Source organism: Rhizobium sp. BT04 (assembly GCF_030053135.1).
Taxonomy (GTDB): domain Bacteria; phylum Pseudomonadota; class Alphaproteobacteria; order Rhizobiales; family Rhizobiaceae; genus Rhizobium; species Rhizobium binxianense.
Map to the genome: position 1 here is coordinate 58,097 of NZ_CP125652.1, position 16,516 is coordinate 74,612.

General features: G+C 62.6%; 12 protein-coding genes and 1 tRNA gene. 6 read left to right on the forward strand and 7 right to left on the reverse strand.

From position 1 onward, the window contains the following. Positions 1-15: 15 nt before the first annotated feature. Together QMO82_RS08580 and QMO82_RS08585 are read right to left on the reverse strand one after the other, a co-directional pair. The gene (locus QMO82_RS08580; protein ID WP_183606555.1) at positions 16-1,305 is read right to left on the reverse strand and encodes a dihydroorotase; all 1,290 of its coding nucleotides are present in this window, start codon (positions 1,303-1,305) and stop codon (positions 16-18) included. Beyond that, on the reverse strand, positions 1,302-2,258 hold the full coding sequence (locus tag QMO82_RS08585) for an aspartate carbamoyltransferase catalytic subunit (RefSeq protein ID WP_183606556.1): 957 nt from the start codon (positions 2,256-2,258) through the stop codon (positions 1,302-1,304). The genes QMO82_RS08580 and QMO82_RS08585 overlap by 4 nt, the downstream gene beginning before the upstream one ends. Positions 2,259-2,436: 178 nt before the next feature. On the opposite strand from QMO82_RS08585, the gene QMO82_RS08590 reads away from it, so the two are divergent. Further along, positions 2,437-4,095 (forward strand): acyl-CoA dehydrogenase family protein, encoded by a 1,659-nt coding sequence (locus QMO82_RS08590; protein ID WP_183606557.1) that lies wholly within the window; start codon positions 2,437-2,439, stop codon positions 4,093-4,095. A 124-nt stretch (positions 4,096-4,219) separates the two neighbouring features. On the opposite strand, the gene QMO82_RS08595 is transcribed toward QMO82_RS08590, so the two are convergent. Next, positions 4,220-4,312: a hypothetical protein gene (locus QMO82_RS08595; RefSeq protein WP_246718227.1), complete on the reverse strand. Its 93-nt coding sequence runs from the start codon at positions 4,310-4,312 to the stop codon at positions 4,220-4,222. Positions 4,313-4,516: 204 nt separating this feature from the next. Next, positions 4,517-7,405 carry a ribonuclease E/G gene (locus QMO82_RS08600; protein ID WP_183606558.1) on the reverse strand — a complete coding sequence of 963 codons (2,889 nt, stop codon included), beginning with the start codon at positions 7,403-7,405 and terminating at the stop codon, positions 4,517-4,519. Positions 7,406-8,029: 624 nt separating this feature from the next. On the opposite strand from QMO82_RS08600, the gene QMO82_RS08605 reads away from it, so the two are divergent. The 3 genes from QMO82_RS08605 to prfB all read left to right on the forward strand — a co-directional run bounded on the left by QMO82_RS08605 (position 8,030) and on the right by prfB (position 13,343). Continuing rightward, positions 8,030-9,286 (forward strand): N-acetylmuramoyl-L-alanine amidase, encoded by a 1,257-nt coding sequence (locus QMO82_RS08605; RefSeq protein WP_183606559.1) that lies wholly within the window; start codon positions 8,030-8,032, stop codon positions 9,284-9,286. Positions 9,287-9,648: 362 nt separating this feature from the next. Next, positions 9,649-12,108 carry a penicillin-binding protein 1A gene (locus tag QMO82_RS08610; protein WP_183606560.1) on the forward strand — a complete coding sequence of 820 codons (2,460 nt, stop codon included), beginning with the start codon at positions 9,649-9,651 and terminating at the stop codon, positions 12,106-12,108. A gap of 103 nt (positions 12,109-12,211) precedes the next feature. After that, a protein-coding gene (gene prfB / locus QMO82_RS08615; protein ID WP_183606561.1) for a peptide chain release factor 2 occupies positions 12,212-13,343 on the forward strand; the annotation gives its coding sequence in 2 pieces (ribosomal slippage) (positions 12,212-12,280 and positions 12,282-13,343; 1,131 coding nt in all). Positions 13,344-13,398: 55 nt separating this feature from the next. Here the strand turns inward: prfB and QMO82_RS08620 are convergent. Genes QMO82_RS08620 through QMO82_RS08630 form a run of 3 tightly spaced genes read right to left on the reverse strand, consistent with a single transcriptional unit; the run spans position 13,399 to position 15,740 of the window. Further along, the gene (locus QMO82_RS08620) at positions 13,399-14,418 is read right to left on the reverse strand and encodes a dienelactone hydrolase (protein ID WP_183606562.1); all 1,020 of its coding nucleotides are present in this window, start codon (positions 14,416-14,418) and stop codon (positions 13,399-13,401) included. 34 nt (positions 14,419-14,452) lie between these two features. Then, positions 14,453-14,962, reverse strand: a complete 510-nt coding sequence (locus tag QMO82_RS08625) for a hypothetical protein (protein WP_183606563.1) — start codon at positions 14,960-14,962, stop codon at positions 14,453-14,455. A 4-nt stretch (positions 14,963-14,966) separates the two neighbouring features. After that, a complete protein-coding gene (locus QMO82_RS08630; protein WP_183606564.1) occupies positions 14,967-15,740 on the reverse strand; it encodes an NAD kinase in 774 nt (257 codons plus the stop codon). Between the two features lie 155 nt (positions 15,741-15,895). Here QMO82_RS08630 and QMO82_RS08635 point away from each other — a divergent pair. Both QMO82_RS08635 and QMO82_RS08640 read left to right on the forward strand, forming a co-directional pair. Beyond that, positions 15,896-15,971: transfer RNA gene (locus QMO82_RS08635), tRNA-Thr, on the forward strand. Positions 15,972-16,113: 142 nt separating this feature from the next. Beyond that, positions 16,114-16,509, forward strand: a complete 396-nt coding sequence (locus tag QMO82_RS08640; protein ID WP_183606565.1) for a hypothetical protein — start codon at positions 16,114-16,116, stop codon at positions 16,507-16,509. Positions 16,510-16,516: the final 7 nt, after the last annotated feature.

Genomic DNA, 16,516 nt, shown 5'->3' on the forward strand with positions numbered 1-16,516 from the left:
TAGCCCAGCCGTCTCCTAGAGCGCGTGGACAAGCTTTCCCGAGACGTATGTCGCGACCGCCCGCCCGCTGAAGCGTGCATCTTCGAACGGCGTGTTCTTGGAACGGGAGAGAAGCATGTCTTTGGCGACAAGCCAAGGCTCATCGAGATCGATCAGGGTGATATCGGCCGCCGCACCCGGCTTCAGCGTGCCGGCATCAAGGCCGAAAATCTGCGCCGGGCGGGTGGACATGGCGTCGATCAGGCGCATCAGGCTCACCTGACCGCCATGGTAGAGTCTGAGCGCTGCTGCCAGCATGGTTTCGAGGCCGACCGCGCCATCCTCCGCCTCGCCGAACGGCAGGCGCTTCGTGTCGACGTCCTGCGGGTCATGCGAGGAGACGATGATGTCGATCGCACCGCTGGCAAGGGCCCCGACCATGGCCTTCCGGTCGTCTTCCGGGCGTAGCGGCGGATAGAGCTTGAAGAAGGTGCGGTATTCGCCGATGTCGTTTTCGTTGAGCGCCAGATTGTTGATCGAGATGCCTGAGGTCACCTTGGCACCGCGGCTGCGGGCGCGTTCGATCGCCTCGACCGATTGCGGCACCGAGATCATCGCGGCGTGATAACGGCCGCGCGTCAACTCGGCGATCCTGAGATCGCGTTCGAGTGGGATGAGCTCGGCTTCCCTCGGAATGCCGGAGAGCCCGAGCCAGCTGGCGAAAAGCCCCTCATGCATGACGCCGTTGGCGCCGAGATATTTGTCACGCGTTTCACACGAGATGACGGCGCCGAATTCGCGCGCATAGGTCATGATCCGGCGCAGCACCTGCGTGTCGTGAACGCTCGAATGGGCATCGGTGAAGGCAACGGCGCCCGCCTGCATCAACAGGCCGATCTCGGTCATCTCCTCGCCGGCAAGACCCTTGGTGATGGCGGCTGCCGGATAGACGTTGACAGCGGCGGTATCCCGCGCCGTCTTCTTGACGAATTCGACGAGCGCGATGTCGTCGATGATGGGATCGGTGTCCGGCATCATGATGATCGAGGTGACGCCGCCGGCCGCCGCTGCCCGGCTCGCCGAGGCGATCGTCTCGCGGTGTTCGCCGCCGGGTTCGCCGATATGGACGCGCGCATCGACGAGGCCGGGTGTGGCGACAAGGCCGGTGCAGTCGCGGATGACGGCGCCATCAGGCGCGCCCTGGTTCTGCGCCGCATGGCCGGCTGCCAGGATCACGCCGTTTTCGGTGATGATCGTGCCCACCTCGTCGAGATTGCGCGAGGGATCGACGATGCGGACGTTCTTGAGGACGATCGGGTTGCTCATGCCATCATTCCATCGCTTCGGGGACCCTGGTTCTGCGAGACGAGCAGCGTCTCCATGACGGCCATGCGCACCGCGACCCCCATTTCCACCTGTTCGGCGATCACGCTCTGCGGCCCGTCCGCCACTTCCGAAGCGATTTCGACGCCGCGGTTCATCGGGCCGGGATGCATGACCAGCGCGTCGTCCTTCGCCGCTTTCAGCGTTTCGGCGTCGAGCCCGTAGAAGTGATAGTATTCGCGCACCGAAGGCACGAAGGCGCCGGACATGCGCTCGCGCTGCAGCCGCAGCATCATCACGACGTCGGCGTCCTTCAGCCCTTCCGACATCGAATGAAAGACCTCGACGCCCATCTCGGCGATGCCGGCGGGCAGGAGGGTCGCAGGCGCGACGACACGGACACGGGCGCCCATGGCGTTGAGCAGCAGGATATTGGAGCGCGCCACCCGCGAATGCAGCACGTCGCCGCAGATCGCCACGATGATGCGCGAAAGCTTGCCCTTGGCGCGCCGGATCGTCAGCGCGTCGAGCAGCGCCTGGGTCGGATGTTCATGCTGCCCATCACCGGCATTGACGACCGAGCAGGAGACCTTCTGGGCGAGAAGGGCAGCCGCACCGGCGCTTGAATGGCGGATCACCAGCACATCGGGGCGCATCGCATTCAGCGTCATCGCCGTGTCGATCAGCGTTTCGCCTTTCTTAACCGAGGAATTGCCGACCGACATGTTCATGACGTCGGCGCCGAGCCGCTTGCCGGCAAGCTCGAAGGAGGCCTGCGTGCGGGTCGATGCCTCGAAGAAGAGGTTGATCTGCGTCAGCCCGCGCAGCGTCGACGTCTTCTTTTCTCTCTGGCGGCTGATCTTGACGGCCTCATCCGCCTTGTCGAGAAGATAGGTGATATCCTGCTCGGTGAGGCCCTTGATGCCGATGAGGTGGCGGTGGGGGAAAAAGACCATGACCCTGCCTCTTACTGTCTCTGGCGGGTCTATAAAGAGTGCTGCCCGCCGGGGCAAGCATGCGCTGTGGGCAAAGGCTTATGTCCCCATGCATTTTCGCCCGAATTCCGATAGAGCAGAGTGACCGAATCATAACTTCCGGTTTCCCTTTGCCGGGTTCTTACACTAGAAGCGAATTATGACCTCCGCCAACCGGACTGACGACAAACTCGCAGAACTCAACCAGCCGAGCCTGTGGTCCGGCATCAACGCCTATCGATCCGATCCGCTGATCGTCGATCTGACGGCGGCCCTGCCGCGCGGCATCCGTGAAGACCTGGAAAACATCGGCCGCTATGTCACCTCGCCGGAGGCGCAGGAGCTGGCGCGCATGGCGAACCAGGGCGCGCCGCAGCTGCGCACCCACGGGCCGCGGGGCGAGCGCCTCGACGTTGTCGAATTCCATCCCGCCTGGCATGCGCTGATGCGCCGCTCCATGTCGGTCGGCCTGCATTCCTCCGTCTGGGATCCGCAGGCCGATACCGAAGCCAAGGACGAGGCCCACAAGATTCGCGCCGCGCGCTTCTATCTGACGTCACAGCTGGAATCCGGCCATCTCTGCCCGCTGACGATGACCAGCGCCTCCGTTGCCGCGCTCTCGGCCTCGCCCGCTGTGCAAAAGGACTGGGCGCCGAAAATCCTTTCGCGCAAATATGATTCGTCGAACAAGCCCGCCATGCAGAAATCCGCCGTGACCATCGGCATGGGCATGACGGAAAAGCAGGGCGGCACGGATGTGCGCGCCAACAAAAGTGCCGCCGAAAAGGTCAGCGAAGGCATTTACCGGCTGTCCGGCCACAAATGGTTCATGTCCGCGCCGATGAGCGATGCCTTCATCATGCTGGCGCAGACGAAGGAGGGCATGGGCTGCTTCCTGGTGCCGCGCCTGCTGGAAGATGGTTCCGCCAATGGCCTGCAGTTCCAGCGGCTGAAGGACAAGGTGGGCAACCGCTCCAACGCCTCTTCCGAGGTCGAATTCTCAGACACATTCGGTTTCCTGCTCGGCGGTGCGGATGCCGGCATCCGCACCATCCTCGACATGGTGACGCTGACCCGGCTCGATTGCGCGTTGGCCTCGTCGGGCATGATGCGCGCCTCCCTGGCTGAGGCCGTGCACCACACCCGCGGCCGCAGCGTCTTCGGCAAGATGCTCGTCAACCAGCCGATCATGACGCGCGTGCTCGCCGACATGGCGCTCGATGTTGCCGCCGCGACTGCACTATCCTTCCGCCTGGCCGACGCCTTCGACAAGGCGCGCGGCAATGCCGAGCAAGCGGCCTACGCCCGCGTCATGACGCCGGTCGCCAAATACTGGTGCTGCAAGATCGCGCCTGCGCTGATCTACGAGGCGATGGAATGCATCGGCGGCAATGGTTACGTCGAAGAGCGTCCGATCGCCCGCCATTACCGCGAGGCCCCTGTCAACGCCATCTGGGAGGGCTCCGGCAACGTCATGGCGCTCGACGTGCTGCGCGTGCTCAACCGCGGCAAGGATCTGTTCGAAACGGTCTTTTCAGGCCTTGCGCGCGATCTCGGCCCTGCCGGCAAGAAGACGATCGACGTGCTGCGTGCGGCAATCGCATTGTGTGAACAGGACGAGGGCGCCGCGCGCCTGCTCGTCGAACAGCTGGCGCTGGCCGCCGGTGCCGCCGAACTCTATCGGCTGGGCGCTGGTCGCATCGCCGATGCTTTCATCGAGACGCGCCTTGCCGGCGGCTGGCGCTCCACCTACGGCATGCTCGATTCCCGCTTCGACGCCAGCTACATCGTCGACCTGCTCTATCCTCCGGCGGCCTGATCGCAATCGGGCTCAGAGGATACTTGAGGCCGAGACGCTCGGCCATCGGATTGACCTGTCGACGACGATTACCGTTTACCGTCCGGCCGGTCGCGACGTATCGCGCCGAGGTCGCCTTCCCAGCCTATCCCTGCGAGATCTGCGATCGCATTTTCCGGCGGTGTCTCTCAACGAGACTTCGCAAGGCCTGGTCGACGGTGGCCTCTTTTGTCGCCAATCCTGTGGTGTCATTGCGGCGTCGAGCAAGGCATCATCGATAGCGATAGTCGTCCGCATGATCGCGCCCCATGGGTATGATTATCATAGAGATACGCATCCACATCTCTGCGGTTCAAGCTCGGCGACGATGTCATCGCCATAAACGAAAATCCGGCCGCGTCGCCGCGGCCGGATTTCAGGGTTTACGTCCGAAAATCAGCGTTCAGAAGAAGCCACGGCGCTGCCACCAGCCGGCTTTCTTCGGCTTGCCGTCGTCACCGTCGCCATTCTCGGCGCGGGTGGTCGATTTCACCGTCGGCTCGGAGGAGGAGATATTGGATTCGCGGTTGGCGCGAACCGGCTTTGCCTCTTCCTGGGCATCTTCCCGAGCGGGCGTTCCGAGATCGGCGGAGGCTTCGACCAACTCCGGTTCGGCCTCGGCCACAGGGGCCGTCTCGGCTACCGGTTCTTCGACCGGCGCTGCGGCCGGTTTGCGGCGGCCGCGGCTGCGGGCGGGCTTCACATCCTCGGTGACGACGGCCACACCCTCGACGGCGGCCGCTGCGGCCTGACCTTCGTCAGCCTGCAGGGCAACCGCTTCGACAGTTTCGGCTTTACCAGCAGCGCCGTCGTTCGAAACGTCCTCGCCTTCGTCCTCGCCGCCGCCATTGCCTTCACCGGCTTCGCCGGCCGTCAGTTCGGAACCATCCTCGGCGCGGTTGCGACGACCGCCGCGCTTGCCGCGACGGCGGCGCTTGCGGCGCTGCGATTCCTCGCTTTCAGCCAGTGTCTCAGGCGTGCCTTCGGCGTTTTCATCGCCTTCGCCGGCCTCGTCGTCACCGTCCTCATCCTCGTCGCCCGCTTCACCTGCAGCCGATACCGGCTGCTCGGCATTGCCGTTGCGGCCGCGGCGGCGCCTGCGGCGCTTGCGCTTGCGGTTGCCTTCACCTTCGCCTTCCGAGCGTGCAGCGACGGGGCGCTCGGTAGCGGCCGGCTTTTCCTCGAGTTCCTCGTCTTCGTCCTCATCCGCCTCGATGACGATGTCGTCATCGTCATCCTCGGGAATGGCAGCGAAGTTGAAGAGCGTTTCGATCTTGACCGGGTTTTCCACCGGCTCACCGCGATCGATCGCGAAATGCTGCGCGCCGACCGAGCCGTCCGCGTCGATGATGATCGCAACGCCGAAGCGGTTCTCGTAATCGACGATCGTCTGGCGCTTGTGATTGAGCAGGTAGAGAGCAATATCGGGCGTCGTGCGCACGGTGATATTGTGCGTGGTGTTCTTGAGCAGATATTCCTCGATGCCGCGCAGGACATGCAGTGCGACGGAGGACTGCGAACGCACATGGCCGCTGCCGCCACAATGCGAGCAGACCTGCGTGGTCGATTCGAGAACCGACGCGCGGATGCGCTGGCGCGACATTTCAAGCAGGCCGAAATGCGAGATCCGGCCGACCTGGATGCGGGCGCGGTCGTTCTTCAGGCATTCCTTCAGCTTCTTCTCGACAGCGCGGTTGTTGCGCTTCTCTTCCATGTCGATGAAGTCGATGACGATCAGGCCGGCAAGGTCGCGCAGGCGAAGCTGGCGGGCGATTTCTTCCGCAGCTTCGAGGTTGGTCTGCAGCGCGGTGTCCTCGATCGAGTGTTCGCGCGTCGAGCGGCCGGAGTTGACGTCGATCGAGACCAGCGCTTCCGTCTGGTTCATGATCAGGTAGCCGCCGGAACGCAGGGTCACTTGCGGCTGCAGCATGCGGTCGAGCTGGGCTTCGATGCCCGAGCGCGAGAAGATCGGGTGGATGTCGCGATAGGGCTGAACCACCTTGGCATGGCTCGGCATCAGCATCTTCATGAAGTCTTTCGCTTCACGATAGCCTTCTTCGCCGGCAACGATGATCTCGCTGATATCCTTGTTGTAGAGGTCGCGGATCGAGCGCTTGATCAGCGAGCCTTCCTCATAGACGAGGCAGGGAGCGGTGGACGCCAGCGTCAGCGTGCGCACGTTCTCCCAGAGGCGCATCAGATATTCGAAGTCGCGCTTGACCTCGACCTTGGTGCGATTGGCGCCGGCGGTACGCAGGATGACGCCCATGCCCTGCGGCACTTCGAGCATGCGCGCGATTTCCTTCAGGCGCTTGCGGTCCGCAGGGTTGGTGATCTTGCGGGAAATGCCGCCGCCGCGCGCCGTGTTCGGCATCAGCACCGAATAGCGGCCGGCGAGCGAGAGATAAGTGGTAAGGGCGGCACCCTTGTTGCCGCGCTCTTCCTTGGCGACCTGCACGAGCAGGATCTGGCGGCGCTTGATGACTTCCTGGATGCGGTACTGCTTGCGCGGCTTGCGCTGCACGCGGTCCGGCACTTCTTCCATGGCGTCTTCGGCGCCGACCGATTCGATGACTTCCTCTTCGCCGTGATCGTCATCGTCGTCGTCATCATCGTGGCGACGCTTGCTGGTATCGACGTCCTCGGAAATCTCGTCGGTTTCCACCATGGCGGCCATCGCGCCGCCGGTCGAGCCGTCATCCTCATTGTCGACGCTCGAAGCGCCTTCGGCTTCGACGTCCGTGGGAACGGCGTCTTCGGTCGCGGTCGTCTCTGCAACCGGCTCGGCGGCCTTCTTGCGGCTGCGGCGCGGCCTTGCCTTCTTGGCAGGCGCCTCCTCGGCGGCCTCCGGCGATGCTGCGGCTTCGACCGCTGCCGGTTCTTCCGTTATGGCAGCCGTTTCCGGCGCCTCTGCCGGCACGATGCCGACATCCGGCTGATCCTGCTTGGACAGATCGACCATCGGCGCGGTTTCGACATGCTCGACATCTTCGTCGCGGCGATGCTCCTCGGCCTCGGCCCGAAGCAGCGCCTGACGGTCGGCGAGCGGTATCTGATAATAGTCGGGATGGATTTCGGCGAAGGCCAGGAAGCCGTGCCGGTTGCCGCCGTAATCGACGAAGGCGGCTTGCAGCGAGGGCTCGACCCTCGTTACCTTTGCAAGATAGATGTTGCCGCGGATCTGCTTCTTGTGCTGCGACTCGAAGTCAAATTCTTCTATACGGTTCCCGCGAACGACAACGACGCGCGTCTCTTCCTCGTGAGACGCATCGATAAGCATTTTGTCTGCCATGTAAGCTGTGCTCCTCGGCGTGGCCGCAAGAGCGCATTCCCGACTGCTGTTGAAACAGAAAGAATGCGGTCCACTGTAGCCGCGCCGGATAATGAAAGTCGCGCCTGATGCGAGGGGGAGGGCAGCAGCCAGACCGCAGCCGGAACCATGTCGGTCCGGGGCCTGTACACTTCAGATAAAACCTGCTGCGAAACCATCAACAACCAAGCGTGATCGACAAATACGAAGACCCGTTCGGGTCCGATGAGTTTGCTCCCTGAGAGCGTGGTGGCTGATCCACCAATGAATTCCGACAATAAGCCGGAAAATCAGGATCCAGTTCTAGGGATGAAGCGCATGAGACGGCGGACGATGACCGGTGTGGCGCCAGGTCCTGATCTGGCTGGCAGCCTTTGCGGCGACTCTATCCCGTCAACACTTTACCCTAAAATTCGTTGTATGTTTTCTGTGTCACAATAGCAAGGGAAAAGCCAAATGTGCCATAATATTGATGGATTTCAGAACGCATAGAAGCTGGGGATAAAGTGATCGCGATTCGGCAGGCCGCAACGTGTGTTTCGTCACAGCGACGATCGACGCGGCCGCGGCGGCTCCATCGCAGTACAGATAGGGTGTGGCGGTTTATTGTTTAAGAGGGCTCGGATCACGGCGAAATCCGCGGGTTGGCGATCGACATTCGCAAGGCGGGTTCTGACGGCGTTTCTGGCCGTTAGTCTCCTGCCAGCCGTCGCTGGCTCCGTCGGGGCCAGCGATCCGCTGCTTGCCTATGGCGCGCGCATCGTCGGCGACGACGCACGAACGCGCATCGTCATCGATTTCGATCGCGAGCCGCGCTTCTCCGTCCACTATATCGCCAATCCGGAACGCATCGTCATCGACCTGCCGGCGACCGCCTTCGGCTTTCCGGCCAAGGATCTCGCCGCCCGTGGCCTGTTCAAGGATATCCGTTACGGCAAGATGGACGAGGAAAGCGCCCGCATCGTGCTGACGACGGCAGGGCCGGTGAAGCTGGCGCTCGCCAAGGTGCAGGCCGACGAGGCCGGCAAGGGGCATCGTCTCGTGCTCGATGCCGAGATGATCGACAAGCAGGCCTTTGCCGAACTGGTGAAGACGCAATCCTGGAGCGACCGGACTGAGGCGGCCCAGACGACGAGTGCCATTCCGGCACCCGAGAAAGCCGCCCCCGGCGATTTCGTCATCGCCGTCGACGCCGGCCATGGCGGCATCGATACCGGTGCGATCGGCGTCGACACCAAGACCGAGGAAAAGCAGGTGACGCTCGCCTTCGCCAAGGCTTTGACCGACCGGCTGAACAAGGAGCCGGGGATCAAGGCTTTCCTGACGCGTGAGGATGACGAGTTCCTGTCGCTGTCGCAGCGCGTGCTGATTGCCCGCCAGAACCATGCCGGCCTGTTTATTTCATTGCACGCCGATACGCTGAAGCAGAAGGATATCCGTGGCTCGACCGTCTATACGATCTCTGACAAGGCCTCCGACAAACTTGCAGCCGACCTTGCCGAACGCGAAAATCTCTCCGACCAGATCGCCGGCAAGGAGACGGTCACCGAGCCGCCCGAGGTCGCCGATATCCTGCTCGACCTGACACGGCGCGAGACGCAGGCCTTCTCGATTTCGCTCGCCGAGAGCGTGCTGAATTCCTTCAGGGATCAGGTCGGCACCATCAACAATCCGCATCGCCATGCCGGCTTCCGCGTGCTGCAGGCACCTGATGTGCCGTCGATTCTTCTCGAACTCGGCTTCCTCTCGAACGCCGATGATGAGAAACTGCTGCTCGACGAGACCTGGCGCGGCAAGATCGCCGATCTCCTGACCGACGCCGTGAAGCGATACCGCACGGGCGTCATGGCGAATGGCGGCTGATGCCTGCCGCCCGGAATTCCGAGCGGCCTTGGGACGGTGGTTTACCCAGAAAACAAACACTTAGGCGCGTCGTATGAATCAAGTCCCGAGCAAAGTGCTTCAGATTGGCGGCGGGAAGGGGCGTTGCTTGTATGTGACACTGCTGATGAAACGCTGATATAGCGGTGAATGCGGCGGGGAGGGCCCTATTTTCCTCACATTCGCGCCGTTACTCCGGCTTATGTTTCATAGCCTGAGGCGCGGAAACGGCTTGTGGCGGTAGCGCTCATGGAGTAAGCCGCGCGCAACGTGCAAATTGCCTTGATCTATGCAATCGTTGCGTCCGCGCCGATTGAAGATCGAAGAGACCGGTAGCTGAAAATATGGTTAGACTTCTTGGATATTTCTTCGGAATGGCCTGCGTCCTGTTTCTGGTCGCGGCGGCGGGTATTGCCATCTATCTCGCCAATGTTGCGAAGGATCTTCCGGACTATGCCGTTCTGAACAGCTATGCGCCGCCGGTAACCACCCGTGTCCACGCCGGCAACGGTGCACTGATGGCCGAATATGCCAAGGAAAAGCGCCTCTTCCTGCCGATCCAGGCCATTCCCGACCGCGTGAAGGCCGCTTTCCTTTCGGCCGAAGACAAGAATTTCTACAATCATCCGGGTGTCGACCTAACCGGTCTCGGCCGCGCAATCCTCGTCAACCTGCAGAATTTCGGCTCCGGCCGCCGCCCGGTCGGCGCCTCCACCATCACCCAGCAGGTGGCCAAGAACTTCCTTTTGAGCTCGGACCAGACGATCGACCGCAAGATCAAGGAAGCGATCCTCTCCTTCCGGATCGAGCAGGCCTACAGCAAGGACAAGATCCTCGAACTCTACCTGAACGAGATTTTCTTCGGCATGAATTCCTACGGCATCGCCGGCGCCGCACTCACCTATTTCAACAAATCCGTGACAGAACTGACCGTCGCCGAGGCGGCCTATCTCGCCTCGCTGCCGAAGGGGCCCGCCAATTACCATCCCTTCCGCCATCCGGAGGCTGCGCTCGAGCGCCGCAACTGGGTCATCGACCGCATGGTCGAGAACGGCTATGTCAGCCAGAGCGACGGCGTGGAAGCCAAGAAGCAGCCGCTCGGCGTCACCGCCCGCTCGACCGGCCCCTCGCTTTTCGCTTCGGACTATTTCGCCGAAGCGGTGCGTCGCCAGCTGATCGACCAATATGGCGAAAAGGTCCTCTATGAGGGCGGCCTTTCGGTGCGCACGTCGCTCGATCCGCAGATGCAGCTGGCTGCCCGCAAGGCGCTGCAGGACGGCCTTGTCACCTATGACGAGCGCCGCGGTTTCCACGGCCCGATCAAGCAGATCGATGCAAGCGGTGACTGGGGCAAGGCGCTTGCCGATATTCCCGCACTCTCCGACGTGCCGGAATGGCGGCTTGCCGTCGTGCTCGCCGTGTCCGACACCACCGTCGACATCGGCCTGCAGCCGGCCAAGGATGGAAGCGGCAAGGTTTCAGCCGAGCGTCAACGCGGCACCATCGACGCCAAGAACATGCAGTGGGCTTTCCGTTCGTCCGACGGCGCCCGCAAGACCACGAAATCGCCGGTTGGCGCCGTCGGCCCTGGCGACGTGGTCTACGTCGCAAAGCTCGGCGACGACGCGTCGACCTCCTATCGCCTGCAGCAGCCGCCGAAGGTACAGGGCGGCCTGGTCGCCATGGACCCGAAGACCGGCCGCGTGCTCGCCATGGTCGGCGGCTTCTCATATTCGCAGTCCGAATTCAACCGCGCCACTCAGGCGATGCGCCAGCCGGGCTCCTCGTTCAAGCCCTTCGTCTACGCCGCGGCGATGGACAATGGCTATACGCCGGCTTCCGTCATCATGGACGCGCCGATCGAGATCGTCTCGGGCGGCCAGGTCTGGAAGCCGGAAAACTACGGCGGCGAAGTCGGTGGCCCGTCGACGCTGCGCTCGGGCATCGAGCATTCGCGCAACCTGATGACGGTGCGCCTCGCCAACGATCTCGGTATGAATATCGTCGCCGAATATGCCGAGCGCTTCGGCATCTACGATCACATGCTGCCGGTTCTCTCCATGTCGCTCGGCGCCGGCGACACGACGGTGCTGCGCATGGTGTCGGCCTATTCGGTCATCGCCAACGGCGGCAAGCAGATCAAGCCGACCTTGATCGACCGCATCCAGGACCGCTACGGCAAGACGATCTTCAAGCATGAGGAGCGCCTCTGCGAAGGCTGCAATGCCGGTGACTGGCAGAACCAGGAAGAGCCCAACGTCGTCGACAACCGCGAAACCGTTCTCGACCCGATGACGGCCTACCAGATCACTTCGATGATGCAGGGCGTCATCCAGCGCGGCACTGCCGCCGGCAAGATCGATCTCGGCGGTCGCGACGTCGCCGGCAAGACCGGCACCACCAACGACGAGAAGGATGCCTGGTTCGTCGGCTTCACGCCGGATCTGGTCGCTGGCCTCTACATGGGCTTCGATACGCCGGCCCCGCTCGGCCGCGGCGGCACCGGCGGCGTTCTCTCCGCCCCGATCTTCAACGAATTCATGCAAGCTGCCGTCAAGGATGCGCCGGAATCGAAATTCGTCATCCCGCCGGGCATGAACCTGATTCCGATCGACCGCAAGACCGGCATGGCCGCCGCGGACGGCGATCCGAACACCATTGTCGAGGCCTTCAAGCCCGGCACCGGCCCGGCCGATAGCTTCTCCGTTATCGGCATGGACAGCACCATGGCGCCGGAGGAGATCCTGAAGACCTCGCCGCAGGCCAACCAGGCCGTCCAGACCGGCACCCCGGGCCTCTTTTGAGCATTGCCCTAATTTTCGGACGCGCGCCGCGGCTCTTTACTTCAGCGCCGGGCGTCTCTATGTCACCAGCACTTGAAGAAGACCGTTACAGAGAAGCAGGAAAATGCGAGCGGAAATCGAAAACGTTGTAGATGAAACCAAGCAGGCTATCACCCTGCTGAGGAGGCATCTTTGACTGGGACCAGGCGATAAGACGACTGGACTGGTTGAATAACAAGGCAGAGGATCCGAACCTCTGGAACGACGCCGCCGAGGCGCAGAAGCTGATGCGTGAGCGCCAGCAGCTCGATGACGGCATCAACGGCGTCAAGCAGCTCGAACAGCAGCTGAACGACAATATCGAGCTGATCGAGCTCGGCGAGGAAGAAGGCGACCAGAGCGTCGTTAGGGAAGCCGAGGACACGCTGAAGGCCTTGAAGGCCGAAGCCGCCCGCCGCCAGGTGGAAGCCATGCTCTCCGGCGAAGCCGATAGCAACGACACCTATCTCGAAGTGCATTCCGGCGCCGGCGGCACCGAAAGCCAGGACTGGGCGAACATGCTGCTGCGCATGTACACCCGCTGGGCCGAACGCCAGCGTTTCAAGGTCGAACTTCTCGAAGTTCATGACGGCGAAGAGGCGGGCATCAAGTCCGCGACCCTGCTCGTCAAGGGCCACAATGCCTATGGCTGGCTGAAGACGGAATCAGGCGTGCACCGGCTGGTGCGCATCTCGCCCTACGACAGCAATGCGCGCCGCCACACCTCCTTCTCGTCGATCTGGGTCTATCCCGTCGTCGACGACTCGATCCAGATCGAGATCAACGAAAGCGACTGCCGCATCGACACCTATCGTTCGTCGGGCGCCGGCGGCCAGCACGTCAACACCACCGACTCGGCCGTGCGCATCACGCATATCCCGACCGGCATTGTCGTGCAGTGCCAGCAGGAGCGTTCGCAGCACAAGAACCGCGCCAAGGCCTGGGACATGCTGCGCGCCCGCATGTACGAAGCGGAATTGAAGAAGCGCGAGGACGCCGCCAACGCCGAAGCCGCCTCCAAGACGGATATCGGCTGGGGCCACCAGATCCGCTCCTACGTGCTGCAGCCCTACCAGTTGGTCAAGGACCTGCGCACCGGTGTCGCCAGCAGCGCCCCGGACGACGTTCTCGACGGCGATCTGAACGAGTTCATGGAAGCAGCCCTTGCCCACCGCATCAGCGGCGCCGCCGACGCGGTCGTCGAGGATGTCGACTGATAAGGTGCCGCAGGATCGAGACGCAAAAGCCCCGGAAACGGGGCTTTTCTTTTGCTCAGACCATTGCGCTGATGTCCATGTCCTCAAACAGCGCTGCCGACAGATCGGCAATCTCGTCATGAACGGCGGCGCGCTCGATCCCCGGAGGATCGGTAAAGAGTTCTGCCGCAAAGGCGAGGCCAAGCGCCGAGCCCTCCGGCACGAAGACATAATGTCCAAGGCCGCCGCCGAAGATTTTAAGTGCGCTGCGCTTGAGCCGCGCATGCAGCCATGCCGAACATTCCTCAGCCGGTGCCGCCCTGTCGGCATCGCCGACCAGGATAAGGGCGGGCGCCTCGACGGCTTTCAGGCTTTCCTCGCTGAATCCGAGAACCGATCGCCCCGGCGCGCAGACGAGCGCGGCCTTGATTCTCTCGTCCCGGTACGATTTCGACATGCGCGACCATGAATCACGAAACACCTCGCTGGTGCGAAGCAGTGTGGGGATATGATCGGCAAGGTCAGGAAATTCCCTTGGTCCGCGTGCGCCACCCGGCTTCATCCTGGACGGTTCGAACTGAGAGAACCGGGCGACGGCGCCAAGCAGCAGCATCACGCTATAGGCTCCGGCCGAAAATCCGGCGGCAAACACACGCGTCGTATCGATATGGCCGGAGAGATCGCCGAGCCAGTCATCATGCCGGTCGAGCATGTAGCTCAGATCCGGCGCCCGCTCCCAAAGACAGGCGAAGCCTTCAGCGCGATAGGGCTCGATGCCGGTATTGCCGTGATGGCTGACGCCGAGCGCGGCAAACCCGCGATCGACCAGGCGTCGCGCCAGCCACTCCAGCCCGGCCGCAGATCCGCCCGTGCCGTGCGACAGAAGTACCAAGGGATAGGGTCTGGCCGCCGGCCGAATGGGTGCATCGCGAGCGATCGCCGCCTTCTGGAACCAGCTTCTTTCCGCCGTATCGCTTTCCCGCGCGTCATCGGCAGTGGGATACCACAGCGACCAGCTGATGGGTCTGGGGCCGTCTGCGTCCCAGTTCGACCTGTTCTCGTCGTAGAGGACGCCGTCGCGAAAGCCGAGTTTCATCGCCTGGATGCCTCTCCGAACAGCTCCCGGCCGTTCAATTCGTCGCCTTCTCCACGGTGATGTCACCGAATTCATCGATCAGCACGGTCCAGCCATCCGGCTCGGCGGCAGGGTCGGTCTTCAGATAGATCGTGGCGAACAGCCCCGGCTCCTTGATGATGCCGTTCGAATTCTCGGGGCGTATATCCGTTACGTAAGGCTTGAGATCGCTGATCTCCTGCAGCTCGACGGTCGAGGTGATCGCCGGGCCGGTGTCGGTCTGGGCAATCTGCTGCAGATAGACCTTCGAGGTCCTGTCCGCCTGGCGGACGGCAAAGAGCTTGTAATAGCCGTGGCGCTGCGTGGCCTTTACCTCGGGGTTGGCAACGCTCTCGGCGCCCCCGGGCGCCCGCTCGACATCAGGTGCGTTGCCGTCGTCCTGCCAGTAGCCGGTGCTGGTCGCGAAAATCACCGATGCCGGCAGGATGGCGTCCTGCGCCGGTAAGGCTGCGGCCGACCACCCGATGAGAAATACGGTGGTCATCAATGTCAGACGCATTGCCATTGTCTCAATCCTTGAACTGCTCGGCAAGAATACGGTCGGACCAGGAGCGGTCGGGATCGGAAAGGATGCGCGCCGTCATATGCTCCGACTGGGCGATGCGGACATGCAGCACCGATTTGACCTCGGTATTGTCGGCCACCGCGTTCACCGGCCGCTTCACCGGTTCGAGGACGTCGATATCGACGGTCACCCTGTTCGGAAGCAGTGCGCCCCTCCAGCGCCGCGGCCGGAAAGCACTGACCGGCGTCATGGCGAGTAGCGGCGCCTCGAGTGGCAGGATCGGGCCATGGGCGGAAAGATTATAGGCCGTCGACCCGGCAGGGGTCGCCACCATCAGCCCGTCGCAGATCAGTTCCTCCAGGCGCACGCGCCCGTCTATCGTGACCCTCAAATTGGCCGCCTGATAGGACTGCCGGAAAAGATAGACCTCGTTGATGGCGAGCGCCGTCGAATTGGTGCCGTCGGCGTTGGCCGTCGTCATCTGCAATGGGTGAAAGACGTTTTCGACGGCGAGGCAGATTCGCTCCTGAAGGTGTTCGCTGCGATAATCGTTCATCAGGAAGCCGACCGAACCGCGATTCATGCCGTAAACCAGCTTGCCGGAGTTCATGGTGTGGTGCAGCGTCTGCAGCATGAAACCGTCGCCGCCGAGCGCGACGATGACATCGGCTTCATCAGCGGGGACGTCGCCATAGATGCGAATCAACTCCTCGCGCGCGGCAAGCGCCTCCGTCGTGGGTGAGGCGAGAAAGGAAAGCGTCTGAAATGAACGGCCCATGCAATGCCCTTTGTGATGCTGCTCTAGCTAAAGGATAAAGGGCTGGCGCGACAAGGCCGTTTTCTCTAGCCAAGCCTTTTGAGGGCCAGCCGACCTCCACACAGACACGAATTTTCCTTTACAGAATCATAGAATCTGCTAGTTGGGCAATTATTGCCCTTGTAGCTCAGTTGGTAGAGCACCTGATTTGTAATCAGGGGGTCCCGGGTTCGAACCCTGGCGGGGGCACCAGCCTACGCTCCGTGAGCTTTGGCTCGGCAAGCCGGAGGGCGCAGCTAAGCGGAGGCACACCGCTTTCTCCAGGTTCGACGTTGTCGCTTGATCGCACTCGGCAGATTTTTTCAAATAGCAAGTATCGCTTGATGAACCGCGCGTGAAGGGTTGCTTCAGCGCCAATTCAGCCGCATCCGCCTATCTTCGCCTCATCATCAATGAGGAAACAGCCATGAAGCTCGCACATCTCTTTCTCGCCGCAACCATATCCGTCGGTGCGGCTTTCGCTTCCGTCGCTCCGGCAGCGGCCATGCCGGCCGAGCGGCCCGCGGTGACGGCGCAGGGCGATATCATTCAAGTTCGTGATGGCTGGCGACGGGATCGCGACCGCGACGACCGTGACGACGGTGGCTGGCGCGATGAGCGCGATTGGCGCCGCTCCGATTGGCGCGATGACCGCCGTCATTGGCGGCGGTGGCGTGCCGAGCGTTGGCAGGAACGTCGCGAGTGGCGTGATTACGATCGCGGCATCCCGTTCTGGCTCTACCGCGGCTGACGATAAA

Coding starts and splice junctions, on each gene's coding strand:
- QMO82_RS08585 (WP_183606556.1), bottom strand. CDS start 2,258: ATGGTCTTTTTCCCCCACCGCCACCTCATCGGCATCAAGGGCCTCACC.
- QMO82_RS08625 (WP_183606563.1), bottom strand. CDS start 14,962: ATGGCAATGCGTCTGACATTGATGACCACCGTATTTCTCATCGGGTGG.
- QMO82_RS08580 (WP_183606555.1), bottom strand. CDS start 1,305: ATGAGCAACCCGATCGTCCTCAAGAACGTCCGCATCGTCGATCCCTCG.
- QMO82_RS08630 (WP_183606564.1), bottom strand. CDS start 15,740: ATGGGCCGTTCATTTCAGACGCTTTCCTTTCTCGCCTCACCCACGACG.
- QMO82_RS08620 (WP_183606562.1), bottom strand. CDS start 14,418: ATGAAACTCGGCTTTCGCGACGGCGTCCTCTACGACGAGAACAGGTCG.
- QMO82_RS08610 (WP_183606560.1), top strand. CDS start 9,649: ATGGTTAGACTTCTTGGATATTTCTTCGGAATGGCCTGCGTCCTGTTT.
- QMO82_RS08590 (WP_183606557.1), top strand. CDS start 2,437: ATGACCTCCGCCAACCGGACTGACGACAAACTCGCAGAACTCAACCAG.
- QMO82_RS08600 (WP_183606558.1), bottom strand. CDS start 7,405: ATGGCAGACAAAATGCTTATCGATGCGTCTCACGAGGAAGAGACGCGC.